Origin of the sequence: Sphingomonas sp. NIBR02145 (genome assembly GCF_027359115.1) — a bacterium.
Taxonomy (GTDB): Bacteria; Pseudomonadota; Alphaproteobacteria; order Sphingomonadales; family Sphingomonadaceae; genus Sphingomonas; species Sphingomonas kyeonggiensis_A.
Genome location: NZ_CP114791.1, coordinates 4,629,329 through 4,652,060 on the forward strand (window position 1 = coordinate 4,629,329; position 22,732 = coordinate 4,652,060).

The 22,732-nt window shown below is 67.0% G+C and carries 24 protein-coding genes; 9 read left to right on the forward strand and 15 right to left on the reverse strand.

What is annotated here, in order from left to right; genetic code table 11:
- Positions 1-130 precede the first annotated feature (130 nt).
- On the forward strand, positions 131-724 hold the full coding sequence (locus O3305_RS21305; protein ID WP_269574327.1) for an SOUL family heme-binding protein: 594 nt from the start codon (positions 131-133) through the stop codon (positions 722-724).
- Positions 725-770: 46 nt separating this feature from the next.
- On the forward strand, positions 771-992 hold the full coding sequence (locus O3305_RS21310) for a hypothetical protein (RefSeq protein WP_269574328.1): 222 nt from the start codon (positions 771-773) through the stop codon (positions 990-992).
- Positions 993-1,203: 211 nt separating this feature from the next.
- On the opposite strand, the gene O3305_RS21315 is transcribed toward O3305_RS21310, so the two are convergent.
- Both O3305_RS21315 and O3305_RS21320 read right to left on the reverse strand, forming a co-directional pair.
- A complete protein-coding gene (locus O3305_RS21315; protein WP_269574329.1) occupies positions 1,204-1,737 on the reverse strand; it encodes a glycine zipper 2TM domain-containing protein in 534 nt (177 codons plus the stop codon).
- Between the two features lie 95 nt (positions 1,738-1,832).
- Complete coding sequence (locus tag O3305_RS21320) at positions 1,833-2,657, reverse strand: class I mannose-6-phosphate isomerase (protein ID WP_269574330.1); 825 nt, start codon at positions 2,655-2,657, stop codon at positions 1,833-1,835.
- Between the two features lie 154 nt (positions 2,658-2,811).
- On the opposite strand from O3305_RS21320, the gene O3305_RS21325 reads away from it, so the two are divergent.
- Both O3305_RS21325 and recN read left to right on the forward strand, forming a co-directional pair.
- Positions 2,812-3,627, forward strand: a complete 816-nt coding sequence (locus O3305_RS21325; protein ID WP_184170162.1) for an outer membrane protein assembly factor BamD — start codon at positions 2,812-2,814, stop codon at positions 3,625-3,627.
- A gap of 48 nt (positions 3,628-3,675) precedes the next feature.
- On the forward strand, positions 3,676-5,337 hold the full coding sequence (gene recN / locus O3305_RS21330; protein ID WP_269574331.1) for a DNA repair protein RecN: 1,662 nt from the start codon (positions 3,676-3,678) through the stop codon (positions 5,335-5,337).
- Here the strand turns inward: recN and O3305_RS21335 are convergent.
- Both O3305_RS21335 and O3305_RS21340 read right to left on the reverse strand, forming a co-directional pair.
- On the reverse strand, positions 5,334-6,149 hold the full coding sequence (locus tag O3305_RS21335) for a hypothetical protein (RefSeq protein ID WP_269574332.1): 816 nt from the start codon (positions 6,147-6,149) through the stop codon (positions 5,334-5,336). The two genes, recN and O3305_RS21335, sit on opposite strands and share 4 nt — an antisense overlap.
- A gap of 69 nt (positions 6,150-6,218) precedes the next feature.
- A complete protein-coding gene (locus O3305_RS21340; protein WP_184170153.1) occupies positions 6,219-6,500 on the reverse strand; it encodes a TM2 domain-containing protein in 282 nt (93 codons plus the stop codon).
- Between the two features lie 237 nt (positions 6,501-6,737).
- On the opposite strand from O3305_RS21340, the gene O3305_RS21345 reads away from it, so the two are divergent.
- On the forward strand, positions 6,738-7,112 hold the full coding sequence (locus O3305_RS21345) for a hypothetical protein (RefSeq protein ID WP_269574333.1): 375 nt from the start codon (positions 6,738-6,740) through the stop codon (positions 7,110-7,112).
- A gap of 240 nt (positions 7,113-7,352) precedes the next feature.
- Here the strand turns inward: O3305_RS21345 and O3305_RS21350 are convergent, their stop codons facing one another.
- The 3 genes from O3305_RS21350 to tgt all read right to left on the reverse strand — a co-directional run bounded on the left by O3305_RS21350 (position 7,353) and on the right by tgt (position 10,290).
- Positions 7,353-8,390, reverse strand: a complete 1,038-nt coding sequence (locus tag O3305_RS21350) for a cell wall hydrolase (RefSeq protein WP_269574334.1) — start codon at positions 8,388-8,390, stop codon at positions 7,353-7,355.
- 118 nt (positions 8,391-8,508) lie between these two features.
- Complete coding sequence (locus tag O3305_RS21355) at positions 8,509-9,138, reverse strand: cation efflux transmembrane domain-containing protein (protein WP_269574335.1); 630 nt, start codon at positions 9,136-9,138, stop codon at positions 8,509-8,511.
- 21 nt (positions 9,139-9,159) lie between these two features.
- Entirely contained in the window at positions 9,160-10,290 is a 1,131-nt protein-coding gene (gene tgt, locus O3305_RS21360; RefSeq protein ID WP_269574336.1) for a tRNA guanosine(34) transglycosylase Tgt, read from the reverse strand.
- A 45-nt stretch (positions 10,291-10,335) separates the two neighbouring features.
- Between tgt and O3305_RS21365 the strand changes: the two genes are divergently transcribed.
- Entirely contained in the window at positions 10,336-10,653 is a 318-nt protein-coding gene (locus tag O3305_RS21365; RefSeq protein WP_269574337.1) for a cupin domain-containing protein, read from the forward strand.
- On the opposite strand, the gene O3305_RS21370 is transcribed toward O3305_RS21365, so the two are convergent.
- The 5 genes from O3305_RS21370 to O3305_RS21390 all read right to left on the reverse strand — a co-directional run bounded on the left by O3305_RS21370 (position 10,622) and on the right by O3305_RS21390 (position 14,982).
- Positions 10,622-11,551 carry a bifunctional helix-turn-helix transcriptional regulator/GNAT family N-acetyltransferase gene (locus O3305_RS21370; RefSeq protein WP_269574338.1) on the reverse strand — a complete coding sequence of 310 codons (930 nt, stop codon included), beginning with the start codon at positions 11,549-11,551 and terminating at the stop codon, positions 10,622-10,624. The genes O3305_RS21365 and O3305_RS21370 overlap by 32 nt on opposite strands.
- Before the next feature lie 139 nt (positions 11,552-11,690).
- Positions 11,691-12,764, reverse strand: coding sequence for a calcium:cation antiporter (locus O3305_RS21375; RefSeq protein WP_269574339.1), 1,074 nt, complete (start codon positions 12,762-12,764; stop codon positions 11,691-11,693).
- 46 nt (positions 12,765-12,810) lie between these two features.
- On the reverse strand, positions 12,811-13,458 hold the full coding sequence (locus O3305_RS21380; RefSeq protein WP_269574340.1) for an HAD hydrolase-like protein: 648 nt from the start codon (positions 13,456-13,458) through the stop codon (positions 12,811-12,813).
- Entirely contained in the window at positions 13,451-14,401 is a 951-nt protein-coding gene (locus O3305_RS21385; RefSeq protein WP_269574341.1) for a cation diffusion facilitator family transporter, read from the reverse strand. The genes O3305_RS21380 and O3305_RS21385 overlap by 8 nt, the downstream gene beginning before the upstream one ends.
- 41 nt (positions 14,402-14,442) lie before the next feature.
- Positions 14,443-14,982 (reverse strand): EF-hand domain-containing protein, encoded by a 540-nt coding sequence (locus tag O3305_RS21390; protein ID WP_184170125.1) that lies wholly within the window; start codon positions 14,980-14,982, stop codon positions 14,443-14,445.
- Positions 14,983-15,086: 104 nt separating this feature from the next.
- Here O3305_RS21390 and O3305_RS21395 point away from each other — a divergent pair, with 104 nt between their 5' ends.
- Together O3305_RS21395 and O3305_RS21400 are read left to right on the forward strand one after the other, a co-directional pair.
- Positions 15,087-16,883 (forward strand): tetratricopeptide repeat-containing sulfotransferase family protein, encoded by a 1,797-nt coding sequence (locus O3305_RS21395; RefSeq protein WP_269576580.1) that lies wholly within the window; start codon positions 15,087-15,089, stop codon positions 16,881-16,883.
- Positions 16,884-17,030: 147 nt separating this feature from the next.
- Complete coding sequence (locus O3305_RS21400; RefSeq protein WP_269574342.1) at positions 17,031-19,418, forward strand: TonB-dependent receptor; 2,388 nt, start codon at positions 17,031-17,033, stop codon at positions 19,416-19,418.
- Between the two features lie 21 nt (positions 19,419-19,439).
- Here the strand turns inward: O3305_RS21400 and queA are convergent, their stop codons facing one another.
- Genes queA through coaD form a run of 3 tightly spaced genes read right to left on the reverse strand, consistent with a single transcriptional unit; the run spans position 19,440 to position 21,780 of the window.
- Complete coding sequence (queA, locus tag O3305_RS21405; protein WP_269574343.1) at positions 19,440-20,468, reverse strand: tRNA preQ1(34) S-adenosylmethionine ribosyltransferase-isomerase QueA; 1,029 nt, start codon at positions 20,466-20,468, stop codon at positions 19,440-19,442.
- A gap of 4 nt (positions 20,469-20,472) precedes the next feature.
- Positions 20,473-21,213 (reverse strand): peptidylprolyl isomerase, encoded by a 741-nt coding sequence (locus tag O3305_RS21410; protein ID WP_269574344.1) that lies wholly within the window; start codon positions 21,211-21,213, stop codon positions 20,473-20,475.
- Positions 21,214-21,270: 57 nt separating this feature from the next.
- Positions 21,271-21,780, reverse strand: coding sequence for a pantetheine-phosphate adenylyltransferase (gene coaD, locus O3305_RS21415; RefSeq protein WP_269574345.1), 510 nt, complete (start codon positions 21,778-21,780; stop codon positions 21,271-21,273).
- On the opposite strand from coaD, the gene O3305_RS21420 reads away from it, so the two are divergent.
- On the forward strand, positions 21,767-22,678 hold the full coding sequence (locus O3305_RS21420; protein ID WP_269574346.1) for a hypothetical protein: 912 nt from the start codon (positions 21,767-21,769) through the stop codon (positions 22,676-22,678). The two genes, coaD and O3305_RS21420, sit on opposite strands and share 14 nt — an antisense overlap.
- The last annotated feature ends 54 nt before the right edge of the window (positions 22,679-22,732 follow it).

Here is a 22,732-nt window from a genome sequence, read left to right on the forward strand (position 1 = left end):
GCGAGGTTATGCCGAAGGAGGGTTAAGGAAGGCTTTGGGAAGCTGGATTTCCATCCACAGCCGCGTTAACCATAAGCGGAACCCCGGACGGATCGTGTGCGTATTTGGCCGAACGATCGAAGGGTTATGCATGCAGCTCAACGCGAAGATGATCGGCGCCGGCGTGGCCGCCGCCGTTGCTGCCGGTGTCGGATATGTGCTGCTCAACAAGCCTGAGGAAGAAGCCCGGTTCAGCACCGTGACGCGCGACGGCGCGATCAGCGTACGCGACTATCCTGGCCTGCTTGTCGCCGAAGTGGTGGTGCCGGGGCTCCGCCAGGCGGCGCTGTCGGTCGGCTTCACCCGGCTGGCCGATTATGTGTTCGGCAAGGACCGCGGTGGCGGTCGGCTGCCGATGACCGTGCCGGTGCTCTCCGATGGCGACGAGGACGGACGCGGATGGCGCACGCGTTTCCTGATGCCCGCTGATGTGGCGATCGAGAGCCTGCCCGATCCGGAGGCTGGCGTCCGGCTGCGCAAGCTGCCTGCCCGGCGTATCGCCGCATTGCGCTTTGCCGGGGTGGACAGCGAAGGCGCGTTCGATGCGCATGAGGCCGAGCTTCGCGCCTGGATCGGGCGCAACGGGCTGAGCGCGGCGGGGCCGGTGGAACATGCCTTCTACAACTCGCCCTTCACCCCGGCGGTGCTGCGCAGGACGGAGATCCTGATCCCGCTCGCTGCCTGACTGTTGTATGTTGATAACACACTCGCGATAGGGTATAGCTTCGCACATGCTGAACCTGCTCTCGATCCTCGTGGGCATCATTGCCCTGCCGCTGATGCTGATCGCCCTGATTCCGCTGCTCGGGTGGCTCAACTATCTGGTGATTCCGATCGCCGTGGTCGGACTGGCGCTCGGCGCACTTTCGGACTCGAATTCGGGGCGCAACCTCAACATCGTCGTGGCCGGCGTCGGCTTCCTTCGCCTCTGGCTGGGCGGCTTCATCTTCTGATTTCGTAGAGGCGGGAGGCGCGGGCCTTCGCTCCATCCGTCACCCCGGCCTTGTGCCGGGGTCCACGGTGCCTCGTGTCCTGCGTTCCAGCTTCTTGGCCGGCATTCGCCTCCCGGTGGACCCCGGCACAAGGCCGGGGTGACGAGGGAGCACGCAAAAGGGCCCGGCGTTTCCACCGGGCCCCTCTCTGCCTGCGTGGCAAGCACGTTGCTTAGCGGCAGCGAACCTCGCCGCGGTCGACCGACGAGCCGAGCGCTGCACCCGCTGCCGCGCCGAGCAGCGTGCCGAGCGTGGCGTTGCGGCCGTTCGACAGCGCGTTGCCGAGCAGACCGCCGGCGACGCCGCCCACGATCAGGCCGGTCGTGCCATCCGAGCGGCGGCAATAGTAACGCCCGTCATTGCCGCGATAGATGCGGTCGTTCCGGCTCAGGCGGCGCTCGCGATAATAGCGGCCGTCGCGATAATAGTCGCCCGGGTTGTAATAGCGCTCGCCCGGGGGCAGGCGGTTATAGTCGTAGTTGCGATAGCGACGATAATCGCGGCGCCATTCGCGATCGTCGCGACGCTGGGCATTGTTGATGTCGCGGCGGCAGTCGCGCAGCTCGCGGCGATACTCGCCCCGGCTGTCCGAATTGCGCAGGTCGTGGCGGCAATCGGCGCGCGCCTCGCGCTCGTTCCAGCCCTGGGCGGCGGCAGGCGTCGCGAGGGCGGCCGCGGCAACCGCGGCGGCGAAAAGGATACGCATGGAATCTCTCCTTGTTTTCCCGGGCAACCAACGTGCCGGGCGGAGAGCGGTTGCGTGAACGGGAAACTACTTCCCGTTCACGCGGGAGCCATGGATCAGATGCGCGTTTCGCCCGGATAGGCGAAGAGCAGGTCGCTGCCGACCTCGGCGTGGAGATCGGCGCTGCCCTCGACCGTGAGGCACTGGCCGGCCTCGAACGCCACGCCGTCGACGACGCCTTCGCCGCGCAGCGGGATCAGCCAGCCGGTGGTGCCCACGGGTACAGTGAAGGTGCGGTGGCCGCCTTCCCAACGCTCGAGCACGAACTTGGGGCCTTCGACCAGGATATTGCGGTCATCGCTCACGCGGCCCGGCATCGGGTGCGGCACGTACGGCACCGCATCCGAAACGGCGACGCCCTGGTCGAGATGCAGCTCGCGCGGACGGCCATAATCATAGAGGCGATAGGTGGTCTCGCTGTTCTGCTGCACCTCGACCAGCGTGATCCCTGCACCGATCGCGTGGATCGTGCCCGAGCCCGAATAGAAGAAGTCGCCGGCCTTAACCGGCTTCCAGTCGAGCAGGTGTTCGATCGAGCCGTCGAGCGCGGCGGCGCGCAGCGTCTCGTGGTCGACCGGCGCCTTGGTGCCCAGCGCGATCGTCGAATCGGGTTCGGCGGCCAGGATCACCCAGCATTCGTCCTTGCCACGCGGCAGGCCCACGGCCTGAGCCTGCTCGTCGGTCGGGTGGACCTGGACCGACAGCTTCTCGCTGGTGAACAGATATTTGATCAGCAGGTCGGGCGCGCTGTTGCCCGGCGTCTGGAACCAGATCTCGCCGACCGGCTCGCCATCGGCGGCGGGATCGGCGAAGCCCGGCCACAGGGTGTGGCGACCCCAGGGCTTCTCGACGCGATGGGTGGCAAGCAGGGTAGCGGTCACAATTTCCCTCGTGAAAAACGGTTCTGTATCGGAACGCGCATGCCCCCTCGAGGCTCCCGCCGCAATTGCTGATTATGGGTGGCTCCGGCAATGACACAATGACGCCGCGAAAAGGATTGTTTGAAGCCACGGGACCGCGCTAAGACCCCCGCCCATGCGTACTTCCACCACTCGCGCGCTTGCGCTCTCCCTGCTTCCGGTTCTCGCGCTCTCGATGGCCGGTTGCGCCAAGAAGAGTGGCGGCAAGGACCTTCCCTATGTCGCGCGCGACGTCGGCACGCTCTATTCCACCGCCAAGCAGAAGCTCGACCAGCACCAGTACAAGCTGGCCGCCGCGCTGTTCGACGAAGTCGAGCGTCAGCACCCCTATTCGGTCTGGGCGCGCCGCGCGCAGCTGATGGGCGCGTTCAGCTATTATCTGAACCGCGACTACACCGAATCCATTTCGTCGGCACAGCGCTTCCTGGCGGTGCATCCGGGCAACCGCGACGCGCCCTACGCCTATTATCTGATCGGCCTGAGCTATTACGAGCAGATCAGCGACGTGCAGCGCGACCAGAAGATCACGCAGCAGGCACTCGATTCGCTGGGCGAGCTGACCCGCCGCTACCCGAACACCAAATACGCCGCCGATGCGCGCCTGAAGATCGACCTTGTCCGCGACCACCTGGCCGGCAAGGAAATGGAGATCGGCCGCTTCTACGAGACGCGTGGCCAGTGGCTCTCGGCGACGCTGCGCTTCCGCACCGTGGTCGATCAGTATCAGACCACTACCCACGTGCCCGAGGCGCTGATGCGCCTGACCGAGAGCTATCTGGCGCTCGGTGTGCCGGAGGAAGCCGAGAAGGCCGCGGCCGTGCTCGGCGCCAACTATCCGGGCACCGACTGGTATAGCCACGCCTACAAGCTGATGCAGGAAAACAAGGGCAAGGTGCAGCAGGCCCAGGCGGCGACCAAGCCCGCGAGCTGATGCTCGGGGCTTTCGTTCTCGTTAAGTTCCTGCGATAGGAGCGGGCGCATGCTTACTGCGCTGGCTATTCGCGACGTCGTCCTGATCGAGGCGCTGGACCTGGAGTTCGGCGCCGGCCTTGGCGTGCTCACCGGCGAGACCGGGGCGGGCAAGTCGATCCTGCTCGACGCGTTGGGCCTGGCGCTCGGCGCGCGCGGCGAGACCGGGCTGGTGCGGAACGGCGCTGCGCAAGCCGTGGTGACGGCTAGCTTCGAGGCGCCGGCGCGGGACGGCGGAGTCGCCAATATCTTCCACCAGAATGGCTTGGAGCTGGAGCCGGGCGAGCCGCTGATCGTGCGGCGTATCGTCAAGGCGGATGGCGGCAGCCGGGCGTTCCTCAACGACCAGCCGGCCTCGGCGGGGCTGTTGCGCGAGCTGGCGCCGCATCTGGTCGAGATCCATGGCCAGCATGACGACCGCGGCATGTTGAATCCGCGCGGGCACCGGGCGCTGCTCGATGCGTTCGGGCGCTGCGAGGTTGGCCCGGTGGCGATCGCGCACAAAGCGTGGCGCGATGCCGAGGCGGCGCTGGCGGTGGCGCGGGCCGAGCAGGACGTCGCCGAGCGTGACCGTGAGTGGCTCGAACATGCCGTGGGCGAGCTGCGCGCGCTGGCGCCCGAGGCAGGCGAGGAGGAAATGCTCGCCGAGCGGCGTGCCTCGATGCAGCGCGGCGAGAAGATCGCCAGCGAGCTACAGGGCATTGCCGAGTTGCTCGATGGCTCCGAAGGCGGGCTGAGCCAGCTGCGCCAGGCGGCGCGGGTGCTCGAGCGGATTGCCGGCGACCATGAGGCACTGGCCGAGGCGCTGGCCGCGATCGACCGCGCGATCACCGAGGCGGCCGAGGCGCAGGACCGGGTGGACGTCGCCGCCGAGGCACTGGCCTATGATCCCGCCGCGCTGGAAGCAGACGAAGCACGGCTGTTCGAGCTGCGTGGGCAGGCGCGCAAGCATCGGGTGCAGCCGGATGCGCTGCCTGCCCTGCTCGAGGAACTGGCCGGGCGACTGGACCGCGTGCAGAGCGGTGGAGCGGGGATCGCGAAGCTGGAAGCGGCGGTGCACGAGACGCACGCCGCCTATGCCGATGCCGCGAAGACGCTCTCGGCCAAGCGCGCGCTGGCCGCGGCGCGGCTCGATGCGGCGGTGATGACCGAACTCAAGCCGCTCAAACTCGACGCAGCGCGCTTCCGCACCATGGTCGAGCCGCAGGACGAGGCGAACTGGTCGAGCTTCGGCATGGACCGGGTCGAGTTTGAAGTCTCGACCAATCCCGGCGCGCCCTTCGCGCCGCTGGTCAAGATCGCCTCGGGCGGCGAGCTGTCGCGCTTCATCCTGGCGATGAAGGTGGCGCTGGCCGAGGAAGGCGGGGCGCGGACTTTGATCTTCGACGAGATCGATCGCGGTGTCGGCGGAGCGGTGGCGAGTGCGATCGGCGAGCGGCTGGCGCGGCTGGCAGATACCGCGCAGGTGCTGGTGGTGACGCATAGCCCGCAGGTGGCGGCGCGGGGTGCCCAGCATCTGCTGATCGCCAAGAGCCATGACGGGACGGTCACCCGCACCGGGGTAACGCCGCTGGGTGCCGGGGAGCGCCGCGAGGAAATCGCGCGGATGCTGTCGGGTGCGGAGATCACCGACGAGGCACGCGCCCAGGCCGAGCGGCTGATCGCCGCCTAGGCGGTTGCAACCTCCGGCAGATGCGGTGCGCGTCCGGCCATCCAGCCGGCCGCGGCAATGCCCACCCCCGCAATCCCCGCCGCCAGCGCAAGCGGCAGGGGCGGCAGCAGGGCAAATTCCACCAACAGGTGCCGCCACGCCGCCATCGGGCCGACGAACTGGAATAACACGCCCCCCAGCACGGTCGCAGCCCCCGCGACGAAGAAGGGATGGCCGTGCCGTGCGCTGCCGAGCGCCAGGCTGAAGGCGATCGCGGCGGTGATCGCATTGCCGAGCTGGAAGCCGATGCCCAGCTTCCAGAAGTCGGCAGGGCCGTTGATCGACAGCGGCGGCAGGATCGGGGCCAGACGGCCGAGGATCGGCGGCAGCAGGAAGATCACGGTCGCCAGCATGTAGCGCGCATGGAACTGCACGGTCCGCCGGGTGCGCAGCGCCGAATAATAGCACCAGGCAAAGGCAGCGACCGAGATCATGTCGATCCAGGCCAGGCCGGGCGCGTACATGGTGTAGAAGGGCGAGGGCGGATCGGCGAAGCGCTGCGCCATGCCGAGGAAGATCATCGACCCGCCGGCCAGGAACAGCGGGAACAGCGCCAGGCTGGTCGCGCCCAGCGTGCGGTGCAGTGCATTGTTGCCGGAATGGATCAGCCAGCTCTGCGCGACGAGCAGCGCCAGCCATAAGGTAGCGGTGATGCCATGTGCATGCATCTGCAGCGGCGCGGTGCCGATCGTCGAGAGATAGCCGGGCCAGAAGGCCAGCGCCGCCAGCGGAAAGATCGCAAGCAGATACCAATGGGCATGGCGATACGGCATGTGGCGGCTTCCCCCTCAGGAGGTCTGCACAGTATCGCAGATATTGGCCGCGTCAACGCCGCGCGGGTGTCAGGCCGTAGCCAGCCGGCGCATCATCTCGTGGCGGATCTCGTCCTTCTTCTCGCGGATCATGCCAGGGATCAGGAACAGGTCGATCAGCAACCAGACGAAGCCGATCACCACGAAATAGGACAGGATCTGGAGGATCGCCGACACCGGTCGGCCCAGATAGAAGCGGTGGGCACTGACGAACCACAGGAACAGCCAGAAGAGATAGGCGACCGCGATGCTGGGCGCGTCGTTGGTCACGCGCTGCTCGACCAGCGTCAGTTCGGCAATCGAAAGCGACATCCCAATCCCCCGAGATACTTGCGAGGAATCTAGGGCAAGCGACCGGCGCGTCAATCGATTCCGCCGACGCTCCGGTCGCCGCGAGAGGGACTCGCTTCCCCGAACCTGAACGGAACCCGCGGTCGCGCGACAGCTTGCGACACAAAAGCGCGGGGATCGGGACAGGCATGCGACAGGCGGTCCCCATAAAGGTTTCAGGCCGCAGGGACGGCCCGGTTTTTGAAGAGGAGCGTAGTCATGAAGAAGTTCACCCTGATGCTCGCCGGACTTGGCATCGCCGTTTCGGCTGTTCCGATGACCGCCGCGATGGCCGCGCCGCACCCGGCGCCTGCCTTCCAGGCATGGCAGTCGATCAATGGCCGCCAGGCGAACCTCGAGGCCCGTATCAACCAGGGCGTGCGTTCGGGCGCGCTGAGCCGCAGCGAGGCGGCTCGCCTCCGTGCCGAGTTCGCCAGCCTGAACCGGCTTGAGGCCCAGTATCGCCGCTCGCGCCCCGGCCTGACGCTGGCCGAGCGCCGTGACCTGGACCGCCGCTTCGATGCGCTTTCGGCGCGCATCCGGATCGAGAAGCACGATCGCAACGACCATCGCGGCCCCGGCCGTCGCTGGTAAAGGCTAGCGGGTTCCCCTTCCCGACCCCCCTGGGGGGAACCTGACAGGACGGGCTCCGCCGCAAGGCGGGGCCCGTTGCCGTTTGAGGAGCGGCGGCGATGTTCAGAGCCGAGGCCATCAAGGCCTGGCGTCACCCTGAACTTGTTTCAGGGTCCAACTATCCACGAACGATATCGCCGGAGGAGGTTTGGATGCTGAACCAAGTTCAGCATGACGGTGAAGGGTGAGTTGTCGACCCACTCAGCGCAGCGGCTTGCCGCTGTCCTTCCACTTGTCGAGGATCTGCGACTCGCCCTGGTCCATCGGCGATGTGCTCGGCACGGACTTGGGCACATAGCCGCCGAGCGGCGTGCCGCTCAGGGCATAGGCCGGCTGGATCGTCTCGCGCGGGGTGGCGATCGGGGCGGATGGCTTGGCCGGCAGCGCCGTTGCCATTGCAGGCACCGGTACGACCGGTGCTATCGCATCGGCCAGGTCGATCCGGGCATGCGGTTGGGGCAGGGGCTCGCCGCCCCGATAGGCCTGGCGGAAGGCGGCGGCGGTGCCCCACCAGCCCTTCCAGCGATGGAAGAAATGCGCGCCGAACACCCCGGTCATCACCAGGCTGCGGTTCCAGGACGGGGTAACGGCATAGGTGTGATAGTGCGTCGCCTCGCCCACCGCGCCGAATACCTGGCCGGAAAGCGCGGCGGCGGCGACCCTGGCGGCGCGGTCCCAGGCCGAGCGCATCGGCGCACGGGCCATGGCGCCGTCACAGGCGAAGCTGAACTGGCAGCCGCGCTTCTCCGATCCCTGGAACACCACGCCGCACACCGTGGCTGGAAAGGCGGGGTGGCGCACGCGGTTGAGGATCACCTGCGCCACCGCGCGCTGGCCGTCGCTCGGCTCGTTGGCGGCTTCGTAATAGATCGCGGTGGTCAGGCATTGGAGCGCGCGCGCCTTGTCCACGCCGCTGCCGGCGAGGTGGAAGGGCAGGGCGGGCTGGATCGATCCGTCGACCGGTGTGTCGAGCGCATCGGCGGGGATCGGCATGTCGGGAAGCGCGGTAGTGCCGGTCGTACCCGCGCTCACCGCGGCATCGTCATCGACGGCATAATAGAAGGCGGCGCCTGGGAAATGATCCTCGGCTTCATAGCCGACGGCCACCGGCTTGGGATTCGCCTTGGGCTTGGTGTCGGGGGCGAGCGCCTGGGCGGAGAAGCCTGCGCCGATCAGCGACGCGACGATTGCCGCTGCGATCCCCCGCGCCTGCATCTTCGAGAAACGCCGCCAGAACACGCGTGCCCAACCCCGTACGGGCCCCTTGCCCGGGCGTGGCTATAGTCGATTTCGGGCCCCCCCGCGCCCCCGGATTTTCCCATGTCCTATGGCGAAACACTTGATGGTAAAGGTAATTTTAACCATGCGAGGTGCGCAGTACCGGCAGCGCGCTGCGGATCACGCCGAATGCCGAACGCAGGAAAAGGGCAGCGATGGCTGCGCCCACCAGTATGTCTGGCCAAGGCGAGGCAAAGATCGCAACGCCGCCCGCCGCTACCAGCACACCGATGTTCGACACCACGTCGTTGCGTGAGCATTCGAAGGTGCTGGCCATGTTCACGTCCTGCGCGCGGAAGCGCCACAGCAGCCGCAGGCAAAGCAGATTTGCGGCCAGCGCCAGCGTACCGAAGCCGAGCATCAGCGTGGAGGAGGGCGGGATGCCGCTCCGCAGCTTGATCGCGATGTCGATCAGGATGCCGATCCCGAAGGCGAGGATGAACACGCCCTTGGCCAACGCGGCGCCACCCTTCCACCGGTCGCTGCGGGCCAGTGCATAGAGGCTGAGCCCATAGACCAGCGCGTCGCCGAGCATGTCGACCGCATCGGCCATCAGCGCCGCGGAGCCGGCGATCACGCCGGCGCCGAACTCGAGGAAGAACATCGTCGCGTTGATCGCCAGCACGATGGTGAGCACCCGGCGCTGCTCGGCCTGGACGGCGAGGCGCTCAAGTTCCTTTCCCTTCGCGGAGCAGCAATGTTCGGCCATGTCGAACCTCCCGCGGCCAGCCTAGGCCTTGGTGCTGTAATAGGAAGCGCGGAACCCGTTGGCGAACTCGGTGAGCCGGCCTTCGCCAATGGCCTCGCGCAGGTCCTGCATCAGCACCTGGTAGAACCAGATATTGTGCTCGGTCATCAGCATCGCGCCGAGAATCTCGCCGGCGCGGACGAGATGATGGAGATAGGCGCGGCTCCAGGTGCCGCAGACCGGGCAGGGGCAGGCGGGATCGAGCGGGCCCTGGTCCTCGGCGAACTTGGCGTTGCGGATGTTGATCGGGCCGGTGCGGGTGAAGGCCTGGCCGGTGCGCCCCGAGCGGGTGGGCAGCACGCAATCGAACATGTCGATGCCGCGCTCGACCGCGCCGACGATGTCGTCGGGCTTGCCCACGCCCATCAGGTAACGCGGCTTGCTCGCATCGAGCTGGCCGGGTGCATAGTCGAGCACGCCGAACATCGCTTCCTGGCCCTCGCCAACCGCGAGGCCGCCCACGGCATAGCCGTCAAAGCCGACATCGAGCAGCGCGTCGGCGGAGTATTTGCGCAGCCCCTCGTCGAGTGCGCCCTGCTGGATGCCGAAGATCGCATTGTGCTCGGCATGCTCCTCGGCGGCGAAGAAGGCGTCGCGGCTGCGCTTGGCCCAGCGCATCGAACGCTCCATCGCGGCGGCCTGGACTTCGCGGGTCGAAGTGGTGGGGACGAGTTCGTCGAACGCCATGGTGATCGAGCTGCCGAGCAGGCGCTGGATCTCGATCGAGCGCTCCGGCGAGAGCAGGTGGCGGGTGCCGTCGAGGTGCGACTTGAACGAGACGCCTTCCTCGCTGCGGGTGGTCAGGTCGGACAGGCTCATCACCTGATAGCCGCCCGAATCGGTGAGGATCGGGCGATCCCAGTGCATGAACTTGTGCAGCCCGCCGAGCCGCGCGACGCGCTCGGCGCCGGGGCGCAGCATCAGGTGATAGGTGTTGCCGAGGATGATGTCGGCGCCGGCGGCGCGCACGTCCTGCGGCTTCATCGCCTTGACGGTGGCGGCGGTGCCGACCGGCATGAAGGCGGGCGTGCGGATATCGCCGCGCTGCATGGCGATGGTGCCAAGGCGCGCCTTGCCGTCGGTGGCGTGGATGGTGAACTCGAAACGGGACATGCGCAGGGCCTTGCCCCCTTTGGCGGAGGAGCGCAACGGGAGGGGATGACCAGCAACCTCCTCGCCGACCTGCCCGATGCCAGCGCCGACGAAGTCTTTACCGAGCTGCTGCGCCGTCCCGGCGTCCGCATCGAGCGGATCGTCTCGCAGGGGCAGGCGACGCCCGAGGATGCGCCGATGGTGCAGGACTGGGACGAATGGGTGCTGCTGCTCGAAGGCGTGGCCGGGCTGCGGCTCGAGGAGGGAGAGGCGGTCACGCTACGCCCGGGCGATCACCTGCTGATCGCCGCTGGGAAGCGTCATTGGGTGACCTGGACGGCCGAGGATCGGCCTACGGTGTGGCTGGCGGTGCATTTGGGCTGAGGTCGAGCGACCAGGTCTCGCCCATCAGCGGTTCGCCGAACCGGGTGTGGACTTCGCTGCTGACCAGCTCGAAGCCATGCGCGGCATAGATGCGCCGGGCGCTGGTGAGGATGGTGTGGGTCCATAGCTCGAGCCGCTGATAGCCCGCCTGGCGCGCGAATTCGATGCAGCTACGGACCAGCGCTTCGCCGATGCCAAGGCCGCGGGCATGGCTTTCGACATAGAGCAGGCGAAGCTTGGCAACGCTGTCGCCGCCATCGGCGAGCATCACCGATCCGAGCATCTCACCGCCGCGCTCGGCGACCCAGCATTGCTCGCGGCCCGGCTGGAAGTCGCGCAGGAAGCTGGTGGTCACGTCGTTGAGCAGCAGCTCCATCGGACGCTCCCAGCCATAATTTTCGGCATAGAGGATCGCCTGGCGGCTCGCGATCGCACCCATGTCGCCCGGGCGCAGCGTGCGGATCTCCCAGCTGCCCGCCCCACCTTCGATCAATGCGCGCGCCGCCGCGAGATGGTGGCCGAGCGTAGCGGCGGCGGGGCCGAGGGATTCGAGCTGGCGGCGGCTGTGGGCGCGAGTCGTGTCGTCGAGCGCGTCAAAGGCGGTGCGGCCGGCGGGTAGCAGGATGATCGGGCGCTGGCGGGCATCCTCCTCGCCGCGTTCGCGCGCGATCCAGCCGCGATCCTCGAACCGCTTGACCGCGCGGCTGACATAGCCGGCATCGAGGTCGAGCGCGTCCTGCAATTCGGTGGCTAGGACCGGATGCCGCGCGGCGATCTCGTAGAGGAGGCGTGCTTCGGCCACGCCCATCTCGCTGTCCATGTAGCGCGGCGCCAGCACCGCCGCGAAGCGGGTATGCGCCCGGTTGAAGGCGCGGAATTGTTCGATGGCCTGATCCATGCGGGCAATCTGCACCGACATAGTTGATTGAGTCAACTATGTCGGTGCAACGAAACCGGCGCTGCGCCACCGAAGAAGAAGCGGGACCCCGGCTCAAGGCCGGGGTGAAGACGCAAACGGAAGCGTCCCTTTTGCGCGCCTAGGGGACCAGGGTGGTAAAGACGAACACCCCGAAGATGACGAGGTGCACCACGCCCTGCAGCACCGTGGTGCGGGCAGTGGCGAGCGACTGGGTGGTCACCAGCAGGGTCAGCGACAGCAGCACGATGCCCTTGGAATCGAGGCCGAGCGCCAGGGGCAGGTCCTGGACCAGCGACAGCATCGCCACCGCCGGAATGGTGAGGCCGATCGTCGCCAGCGCGGAGCCGAGCGCGAGGTTGAGGCTGGTCTGCAGCCGGTTGGCCATCGCGGCGCGCACCGCGGCGACACTTTCCGGGAGCAGGACCAGCGCGGCGATCACTACGCCGACCACGGCGTGCGGTGCGCCGGCCGAGGCGACGCCTTCCTCGATCGCCGGTGCCAGCGCCTTGGCGAGCAGCACCACCTCAACCAGGCAGGCGACGAGCAGCACGCCCGACAGCGCCGTCTGCTTGTCGCTGGGCGGCGGAGCATGCGCTTCGGGGTCTTCGGTTTCCCCGCCGGGCGGCAGGAAATAGCCCCGGTGGCGCACCGTCTGCACCATCACGAAGGTGAGGTAGAGCAGCAGCGACACGATCGCGACAAAGGCGAGCTGCGACGGCGCGTAATAGGGGCCGTGCTCGGACGCGAGGAAATTGGGCAGCACCAGCGTCAGCACGGTGAGCGTGCAGAGCGTCGCCAGCGAGGCGCTGACGCCGACCTGCTGGAAGCTCTGCTCATGGTGGCGCAGCGCGCCGAACAGGATGAACGCGCCGAGCAGGCCGTTGAGGATGATCATCACCGCCGAGAATACGGTGTCGCGTGCCAGCGTCTCGGCGCCGGCCTTGCCCTGCAGCATCAGGGTGAGGATCAGCCCGACCTCGATCACCGTGACGGCGAGGGCGAGCAGGAAGGTGCCGAACGGCTCGCCCATCTTGTGCGCGATCAGCTCGGCATGATGGACGGCGGCCAGCACGGTGGCGATCAGCACGGTGCCGAGCAGCAGCGGCGGGAGCGTGAAGGAGCTGCCGAAAAGGAGGCTCAGCGCACCCGCGAAGGGGGGGAGCCAGATCCAGGTCCAACGCAAACGTTCCATGTCCGTACCTTACAGGTCGGGGGAATGCGTTCAACCGAAACGGGCCTCAGCGGCTGGCGGACACATAGTCGATGATGTCCTGCGGGGTGCGGAACATCACGTCGGGCTCCATCGCGGCGAGCAGCTCCTCGGCGGCATAGCCCCACAGCACCGATCCGGCGCGCATGCCGACTTCGCGGGCGGCATCGACATCGCGGGTCTCGTCGCCGATCGCCAGCACCTCGTGCGGCTTCACGCCCATCTTCCTGAGCACACGGCGGAATTTGGGTGCCTTGCCGAACAGTGACGAGCCGCAGGCGAAGAAATCGATCCGGGCGGCATGGACCGGGCCCAGGATCTTGCGCGCATTGGCTTCGGCGTTCGACGTGACCAGTGCGATCTTCACGCCGGTGGCGGCGATCTGCTCGAGCAGGTCGGGGGTTCCCGGGAACAGCTCGATCTGGTGCGCATTGCGGCCGACCAGGCGGCGCACATGGCGGGCGATCAGCGGCAGCTTCCACTTCGAGATGCCGAGGAACTCGATCACGTCGCGCGAACTCTTGTTGCGCAGCATGTCGACTTCGTGCTCCGCGACCGTGCGGAAGCGGAACTTGCGCGCCAGCTCGTCGACGACAGACAGGAACCAGTCGCCGCTGTCGGAAAGCGTGCCGTCGAAATCGAAGATGACCAGCCGAATGGGCGACGCGTCACTCATGCGCGTGTCCACTCCCATGCATCCGACATTCCGCCCCGTCCCCCAATTCGATCTGAACGGTCGTATGATCGATCCTGAAGTCGTGCGCCAGCCGATGTTGCAGCGCGATCAGGAAAGCATCGCCGGGATGGCCGTCCGGCATGACGAGATGTGCGGTGAGCGCGGCCTCGGTGGTGCTCATCGGCCAGATATGGAGATCATGGACGCGCGTCACGCCGGGCATCGAGGCGAGCGCGGCTTCGACCGCGGCGGAATCGATGCCCTTGGGAACGGCCTGCAGCGCCATGGTCAGCGATTCGGTGAAGAGCCCCCAGCTGCTCCACAGGATCACGCCCACGATGACCAGGCTGATCGCGGGGTCGATCCAGTCGGCGCCGGTGAACAGGATCAGCGCGCCGGCGATCACCACGCCGGCCGAGACCGCGGCATCCGCCGCCATGTGGAGATAGGCACCGCGGATGTTGACGTCGCCCTTGCGGCCGCTGGCGAAGAGCAGGGCGGTCGCCAGGTTGACGACGATGCCGGCGCCGGCGACGAGCATCACCGTCATGCCCGGCACGTCGCGCGGTTCGGACAGGCGCTGGATCGTCTCGAGCAGGATTGCGCCGACTGCGACGAACAGCAGCACAGCATTGGCGAGCGCCGCCAGGATCGACGAGCCGCGCAGGCCATAGGTGAAGCGTGGCGAGGCGGGGCGCTTGGCCAGTTCGGCACCGCCCCAGGCGATCAGCAGGCCAAGCACGTCGGACAGATTGTGCCCGGCATCGGCCAGCAACGCCATCGAATGGGTCAGGAAGCCCGCCGCGCCCTCGACCAGCACGAAGGCGAGGTTCAGCGCGGTGCCGATGGCGAAGGCACGGCCGAAATCCGCGGGCGCATGGCTGTGCCCATGGCCGTGATGTGCATGTCCGTTGTGGCTGTGGTTGTGATCGTGCGCGGCCATGGACTCGCTTTAGCTAAGTCGCTGCATGTGATGCTAGGACATCAGTTCGGGCCGCGGCCCTTCTTTCCACGTCCTGCGCCGGGAGGCGGCATCTGCGGGCGGATGGTGACGAGTTCCTTGCGCTCCAGCACGCCGTTCTTGTCGGCATCGAAGCGAGTGAAGAGCAGGTCGAAGCGCTCGGCGATCTCGGCGAAGGTGATCTTGTTGTCGCCGTCGCGATCGACTTCGAAGGGGCTGGGCACGGTGTTGCGATCGCCCATCCAGCGCTCCTGCCAGTCCGAATAGGCGATATAGCCGAGCCAGCCCTGGTGGCGGGTGTCGATCGCATCGAAGCTGCGTTTCAGGCCGGCATCGAATTCGGCGCGGGTGACCTTGCCGTCACCGTCCGCGTCGAAGGCGGCGATCATCATCGCCACGGGCTCGGCGATCACAGTGAAGGCGGGCTGCTCGCGCGTGCTGGTGCCGATCGGGTTGGCAGTATTCGCCGGCGGCATCGGGATGCCGACGCGATCCTGGGCATGGGCGGCCTGCGCAAAGGCGGGAGTCGCGATCAACGCCGCGAGCGCAAACAACAAACGCATGGGAACCCTTCCGAATCGCGATAACGAGGACCGCTACCGCGCTTGCCACCCAAGGCGCAATCCGTGGCGAAGGTGGGGCGTTGCGGACCACGCCCGTGCGTCGCATGATCGCGGTGCAGGTTCGGCGGGGGAAGCGTGTGAGCGAAGTGCGGGCGCGGCTGGATGCGGCGAAGGCGGCGATCGAATCGGGAGAGCGCGATGCCGCCGCCCGCGCGCTGCGCCAGGCCGAAGCGCTTGATCCGCCCCAGCCCGGCGCGTGGCGGGCGATCGGCAATCTCTGGCATGCGGCGGGGGATGCCGGCGCGGGCGGCGCGGCGCATCTTCGCGCGGTCTCGCTCTCGGTATCCGATCCCGAGCTGATCGACGCGGCGGCGGCACTGGCGCAGGGGGCGCTCGACCGGGCCGAGATGCGATTGCGCGGCCGGCTTCATGCCCAGCCTACCGACGTTGCCGCGATCCGGATGATGGCCGAGCTGGCCGGGCGGCTGGGGCGCTGGCGCGATGCCGAGACCCTGCTGCGCCGCGCACTCGAGCTGGCGCCGGGCTTCGCCGCGGCACGGCATAATCTCGCGCTGGTCCTCCACCGGCATGGCCGGCCCGAGGACGCGCTGGCCGAGATCGATTCGCTGATCGCCGAGGCGCCGGAGGATCCGAGCAACGATATCCTCAAGGCGGCGATCCTGGGCCGCAGCGGCGACTATGATCTGGCGGTGGAGCTGTACCGCACGATCCTTGCCGAGCATCCGCGCCAGGCCAAGGTGTGGATGAGCCTGGGCCATGCGCTGAAGACGGTGGGCGAGCAGGCCGAGAGCATCGAGGCCTATCGCCGCAGCATCGAGCTGGAACCGGGTCTGGGCGGCAGCTGGTGGAGCCTCGCCAACCTCAAGACGTATCGCTTCACGGCTGCGGATGCCGCTGCGATGCGCGGTGCGCTGGCCGACGATGCGATCAGCCATGACGACCGCTTTCACCTCCATTTCGCGCTGGGCAAGGCGGAAGAGGATGCCGGTCATTATGCCGGGAGCTTCGCACACTATGCCGAAGGCAATCGTCTGCGCCGGGCGATGATCCATTATGATGCGGATGAGACCAGCGCGCTGGTCGATCGCCAGCTGGCGACGCAGGATGCGGCGTTCTTTGCTACGCGGGCCGGCTGGGGGTCCCAGGCCGGGGATCCGATCTTCGTCGTCTCGCTGCCGCGCGCCGGATCGACGCTGGTTGAGCAGATCCTCGCCAGCCACAGCCAGGTGGAAGGCACGATGGAGCTGCCCGACATCGCCATGCTCGCGGGAAGGCTGGGGCCGGGCGGGCTCGCCGAGCTCGACGCGGAGACCGCCGCCGCCTGGGGGGCGGAATATCTCGATCGCACCCGGGTGCAGCGCAAGGCGGGCACCCCGCGCTTCGTCGACAAGATGCCGAACAACTGGCTCTATGCCGGGCTGATCCAGCTGATCCTGCCCAATGCGACGATCGTCGATGCGCGGCGCCATCCGCTCAGCTGCGGCTTCTCGCTGTTCAAGCAGCATTTCGCGCATGGCCAGGCCTTCTCCTACGACCTGACCGAGATCGGCCGCTATTATGCCGACTATGTCCGCGCGATGGCCGGGATCGACGCGGCGCTGCCGGGTCGAGTCCACCGGGTGATCTATGAGCGCATGGTCGAGGACACCGAGGCGCAGGTGCGCGCGCTGCTCGCCGCTGCCGGGCTGGACTTCGAGCCTGGCTGCCTGGACTTCCACAAGACCGAGCGCGCGGTGCGCACCGCTTCCTCGGAGCAGGTTCGTCGCCCGATCTTCCGCGAGGGGATGGAGCAATGGCAGCATTTCGCGCCCTGGCTCGGCCCGATCGAGGGGGCGCTCGGGCCCGTTCTCACGGCCTATCCGGACGTTCCGCGACCGTGACATTTTTGCAATGCAGCGCGAACTTAATTCGCATAGTTCAGCACCTGCTTGACTTCACAGGTTTGTAATAACAGCCTTCCCGATCTTAGCTAAGGGGAGGCCGTTATGCGTTCGACGCGGGTTGCGCAGTTCCTTTTCGCAAGTACCATGCTCACAGGATTCAGCGGTGTTGCTGCGGCGCAGCAAGCGCCGTCCACGCCGGCGGAAACGCCGGAGAAACAGGACACGACGGGCTATCGCGATCCCAACGAGATCGTCGTTACCGCCACCAAGCGCGAAGCCAGTCTGCAGGACGTTCCGATCAGCATCACTGCCTTGAGCCCGGCCAAGCTCGAGGAGAACCACGTCTCCAGCTTCGACGACTATGTGAAGCTGCTGCCGAGCGTCAGCTACCAGTCGTTCGGACCGGGGGCCTCGCAGCTCTATTTCCGCGGCATCGCGACGGGCGGCGACGGTCTCGCCTCGGGGCCGTTGCCGGGCGCCGGCCTCTATATCGACGATGTGCCGGTGACCACCATCTATGGCTCGGTCGATCTCCATGCCTATGACCTGGCCCGGGTCGAGGCGCTGGCGGGGCCGCAGGGCACGCTCTACGGCGCGAGCTCGCTGTCGGGCACGCTGCGCATCATCACCAACAAGCCGAGCACCGCCGGCTTCGAGGCGGGCTATGACGTGCAGGTATCCAAGTTCGGCAAGGGCGATTTCGGCGGCCAGGTCGAAGGCTTCATCAACATCCCGATCAGCGAGACGATCGCCTTCCGCGCCTCGGGCTTCTTCGAGCATGAAGGCGGCTATATCGACAACACGCCGGGCACGCGCACCTATAACCGCCCGCACACCGACGGGCTGGGCAATGTCGTCGACGCACCGCTGACCATCAACAACAACGACCTGGTCAAGGACGACTATAACGACGTCGAGACCTATGGCGGCCGCGCCGCGCTCGGTATCGACCTTTCCGACAGCTGGACGGTGACGCCGGGCATCATCTACCAGCACCAGGAAGCGGGCGGCCAGTTCCTGTTCGATCCGCGCGTCGGCGACCTCAAGAACCACGATTTCATCGAGAGCCACAATCGCGACGAATGGTATCTCGCCTCGCTGACGATCAAGGGGCAGATCAGCAACTGGGACCTGACCTACACCGGCTCCTGGTTCCACCGCGTCGTCGACAATACCTCCGACTATTCCTATTTCAGCGTCGCCTACGACACCTATGCCGATTACAATTACTACAAGACGGCATCGGGGCAGGACATCGATCCCAGCCAGGCGGTACGCGGCTATGATCGCTACAAGAAATGGGCGAACGAGCTGCGGATCAGCTCGCCGGCGAAGAACCGCTTCCGCCTGACCGCCGGCCTGTTCGCGCAGCACCAGATCGACGATCGCATCGCCGAATATATTCTGCCGGGCGTCAGCACCGCGGTGAACCCGTTCAGCCCGCCGGTGCCGGGCGGCGGCCCCGACGATGTCTATTTCACCACCATCCACCGCGTCGACCGCGACTATGCCGCGTTCGGCGAGGCGGAGTTCGACATCCTGCCGAACCTCACGCTGCTCGCCGGTATCCGCGGCTTCATCGCCAACAACACGCTGAACGGCTTCTCGGGCGGCTATGGCGCGTTCGATCGCCAGGTCACGCTGTTCGGGTGCACGGGGACCACGGTCCAGGAATGTCCGAACATCGACAAGAAATATGTCGAGCGCGGCGAGACGCACAAGGCGACGCTCACCTGGAAGCCGAGCCCGGACAAGCTGCTCTACGCCACCTACTCGACCGGCTTCCGCCCGGGCGGCAACAACCGTGACGCGTTCGCGCTCGGCCAGTTGCAGGACATCCCGGCATACAAGGCGGATACGCTCACCAACTACGAGATCGGCTGGAAGACGAGCTGGTTCGATCGTCATTTGACCTTCAACGCGGCGCTGTTCTGGGAAGAGTGGAAGGACGTCCAGTACAGCCTGCCGGGCGTGCTCGGCATCTTCTACACGGTGAATGCCGGCAAGGCGCGCTCGCGCGGCTTCGAGGGCGATATCAGCTGGTCACCGATGCGCGGGCTGACCTTCACCGGCTCGGGCACCTATGTCGATGCGAAGCTGACCCAGCCCTTCTGCGACCAGGTCAATGGCTGCGATCCGGCCAATGGCGGCCAGGTATTCGCGCCCAAGGGCACGCGACTGCCGGTTACCCCCAAGGTCAAGTTCAACCTCGGTGCGCGCTACGAATTCCTGCTCGGCGCGGATAAAGCCTTCCTGCAGGGCAATCTGAACCATCAGAGCGGCACGACCTCGTACCTGACGCCGGACGGCAATGCGGCGCTCGGCAACACGGACCAGTTCACCACGGTCGACTTCTCGGCCGGCTACCGCTTCGCGAATTTCTCGATCGAGGCGTTCATCCAGAACGCCTTCGACGAGCGGGGCATCCTGAGCAAGAACATCACCTGCGCGCCGAGCCTTTGCGCACCCTATGCGCGGCTCTATCCGACCAAGCCGCAATATTTCGGGATCAAGTTCGGCCAGCGTTTCTGACGCGGCACGGCACGGGGCGCCTCACGGCAACAGCAGCGAGGCGTCCCCGTAGCTGTAGAAGCGATAGTGATCGGCGATGGCATGGGCATATGCAGCCTGCATCCGCTCCAGCCCCATCAGCGACGAAACCAGCATGAACAGCGTCGAGCGCGGCAGGTGGAAGTTGGTCACCAGGCCGTCGATTCCCTTGAAGCGGTAGCCGGGGGTGATGAAGATCGCGGTGTCGCCTTCGAACGCGCGGATGATCTTGTCGTCGCCGGCGGCGCTCTCGATCAGGCGCAGGCTGGTGGTGCCGACCGCGATCACCCGGCCGCCCTTTGCGCGGACGGCGTTGAGATGGTCTGCGGTGGCCTGGTCGATGCGGCCCCATTCGGCGTGCATCTTGTGGTCCGCGGTGTCCTCGGCCTTGACCGGCAGGAAGGTGCCCGCGCCGACATGGAGGGTCAGCGTGGTGTGGCCGACCCCGGCGGCGGCGAGCGCAGCGAGCAGATCCGGCGTGAAGTGCAGCGCCGCGGTGGGGGCGGCGACGGCGCCCGGCTCGTTGGCGAACATCGTCTGGTAATCGTCGGCGTCCTGGGCGTCGGTCGGGCGCTTGGATGCGATATAGGGCGGCAGCGGCATGCGGCCGCAGCGCTCGAGCAGCAGCTCGACCGGCTCGTCGCCGTGGAAATCGAGCGCGAAGCTGCCATCCTCGGCGCGGTCGCCGGCGGTGGCGAGGACGCCATTGCCGAAATCGACCGTGTCGCCGTCGCGCAGCCGCTTGGCGTTGCGGATGAAGGCGCGCCAGCGGCGCGGTCCCTCGCGCTTGTGGAGGGTGGCGCCGATCTTCGCCTCGCCCCTTGTGCCCTCGAGCTGGGCGGGGATCACGCGGGTGTCGTTGAAAACCAGGCAATCGCCGGCGCGCAGCTGGTTCGGCAGGTCGCGGACATGGAGGTCGCGTATTGCCTCGGGGCCGTCGAGCACGAGCAAACGCGCCGTGTCGCGCGGGGCCGCGGGGCGCAGCGCGATACGGTCGTTCGGCAGCTCGAAATCAAAAAGGTCGACGTTCACCGGATTATTGCGGCAGCGTCGCCTTCACCTCGCCCGGCGGCAGCGCCTTGGGGGCGTCGGCTGCAAGGTTCGCATAAGGCGGCGGGTTGTCGGAAAGGATATAGGCGTGGACGATCTTGGTCGGGTTCGCCGGCGGCTCGCCGCGCTCGATCTTGTCGACCCACTCCATACCGGCGGTGACGCGGCCGAACACGGTATAATCGTGGTCGAAGGCGAGCTTCGGGGCCATCATGATGTAGAACTGGCTGTTCGCGCTGTTCTCCGCGTCGGTCTTCTGCTCGGGCGTGGCGTTTTCCGGCGCGCCGCGGCGGGCGGCGGCGACGGTGCCGCGGACGTGCGGCAGGTTGTTGAACTCGGCCGGCACGTTGGGCAGGTCCGAATCGCCGGTGCCATCGCCCTTGGGATCGCCGCCCTGCGCCATGAAATAGGGGGCATCGACGACGCGATGGAAGTTCAGGCCGTCATAGAAGTGGCGGCGGGTAAGCGTCTTGATGCGCTCGACCATCTTGGGCGCAGCATCGGGACGCAGGCGGATCAGCACGCGGCCGCCGGTCGACAGGTCGAGCACCCAGGTCTCGGCCGGATCGGCGGGGACGACAGCGGGATAGATGCTGTTCACATCCGCGGCGCTTACGCCCTTGAGCGGCTCAGCGACCGGCTTGGGGGCCTCGCCGCCGCCCTGGGCGAGGGCAGGGGTGGCAAACATCATCAAGGCCGAAGCGGCCAGCGCGGCAACGAAACGCATTAACTTCCCCACTCCAAACCCATTCTCGACTGGCCGCTCTAGCCCAATCGCGCGGGCTCAACCACTCCCTTTGCGACCGATCGTCGCGATCCGGGTAACCATCTCGTCATTAACCGCGGGTGACACGAACTTGCGGATGTCGCCGCCATAGAGGGCGATCTCCTTGACCAGCCGGCTGGCGATCGGCTGCAGCGAGACATCGGCCATCAGGAAGACCGTCTCGATCTTGCTGTTCAGCTGCTGGTTCATGCCGGCCATCTGATATTCGTATTCGAAGTCGGCGACGGCGCGCAGACCGCGGACGATCATGCCGGCGCCTTCGCGCTCGGCAAAGTCCATCAGCAGCGAATCGAAGCTGACGACATGGATCTCGCCGGCGATCCCCTCGACCTCGCGCTTCACCATCTCCATCCGCTCCTCGACGCTGAACATCGGGTTCTTCGAAGGGTTGGTGGTGACGCCGATGACGAGCCGGTCGACCAGCTTCGCGCCGCGGCGGATGATGTCCATATGGCCAAGCGTGATGGGATCGAAGGTGCCGGGATAGACGCCGGTGCGGGTGGTCATGCTGTACCTCGTCGCAGGATCGAACCCGGACGTGCTGCGGGTGCGAAGCCAAGTCAAGACCGGCTGCGCGCTTGCGGCACACCGGGCTTTCGGCCAGCCTGCGGCGATGATCGACGATGTGCGTGACAATGCGGTGCTGGTGCTCGAGATCGGCTATTACGACGCAGCCGATGCGCGGACCTCGGGCACGGCGATCGAGCGGCTGGCCAATGCCTTCGCCCAGGAGACGCGGGACGGGCAGAACCGCCATGGCCTGGAGATCATCCGGGTGGAGATCGCCAGCCTCCATGCCTGGTTCGACCTCGGCAAGACCTTGCTCGACCTGTACGACCAGCGCGCGCTGTTCGGCGGCTTCCTGCAGACCGTGGCGGTGGCGCTGGAGACGGTGATGAACGCGGGCGGCGGGCAGGTCGCGCAGATCTCGGCCTCGGTGCGGACCTTCCTGACGTCGCTCGCCGGGCCGATCGTCCGCAAGCAGGCCTCGCACGCCAAGCTCTATGTGAAGGGCGACAACAACACGATCATCTATATCGAGAGCCTGCAGGCCGAGCGGATCGACCAGCTGTTCGACGCGCCGAAGCGGGTGCGCAGCGGCGGCGGGTTCGTCGCATACGAGGAAACGCGCAAGGTCGCAGAACCTGCGAATGACCCGCGCACCTTGTCGCGCGCCGAGCCGTCGACCATGGGCGAGACGCAGGCGGCGCTGCTGCATATCGCCGGCCAATGGTATGCGCGGCCGGCGGGATTTCAGGGCGTGATGCTGCCGGTTGTCGAGGGAAACGTGGCGCTCGGCGATCTGCGCGAGGGCAAGTCCTATGTCGCGAGCGGCACCGTGGTGCGCGAGGGTGGCAACCCTACCGTGTTCCGGGTGGCGACCGCAGTGGTGCGCCGGGACTGAGGCTGCGTTCTACAGCGCGGTAGCCGCGACTCGCGGAAGTACACAAAGTACAGC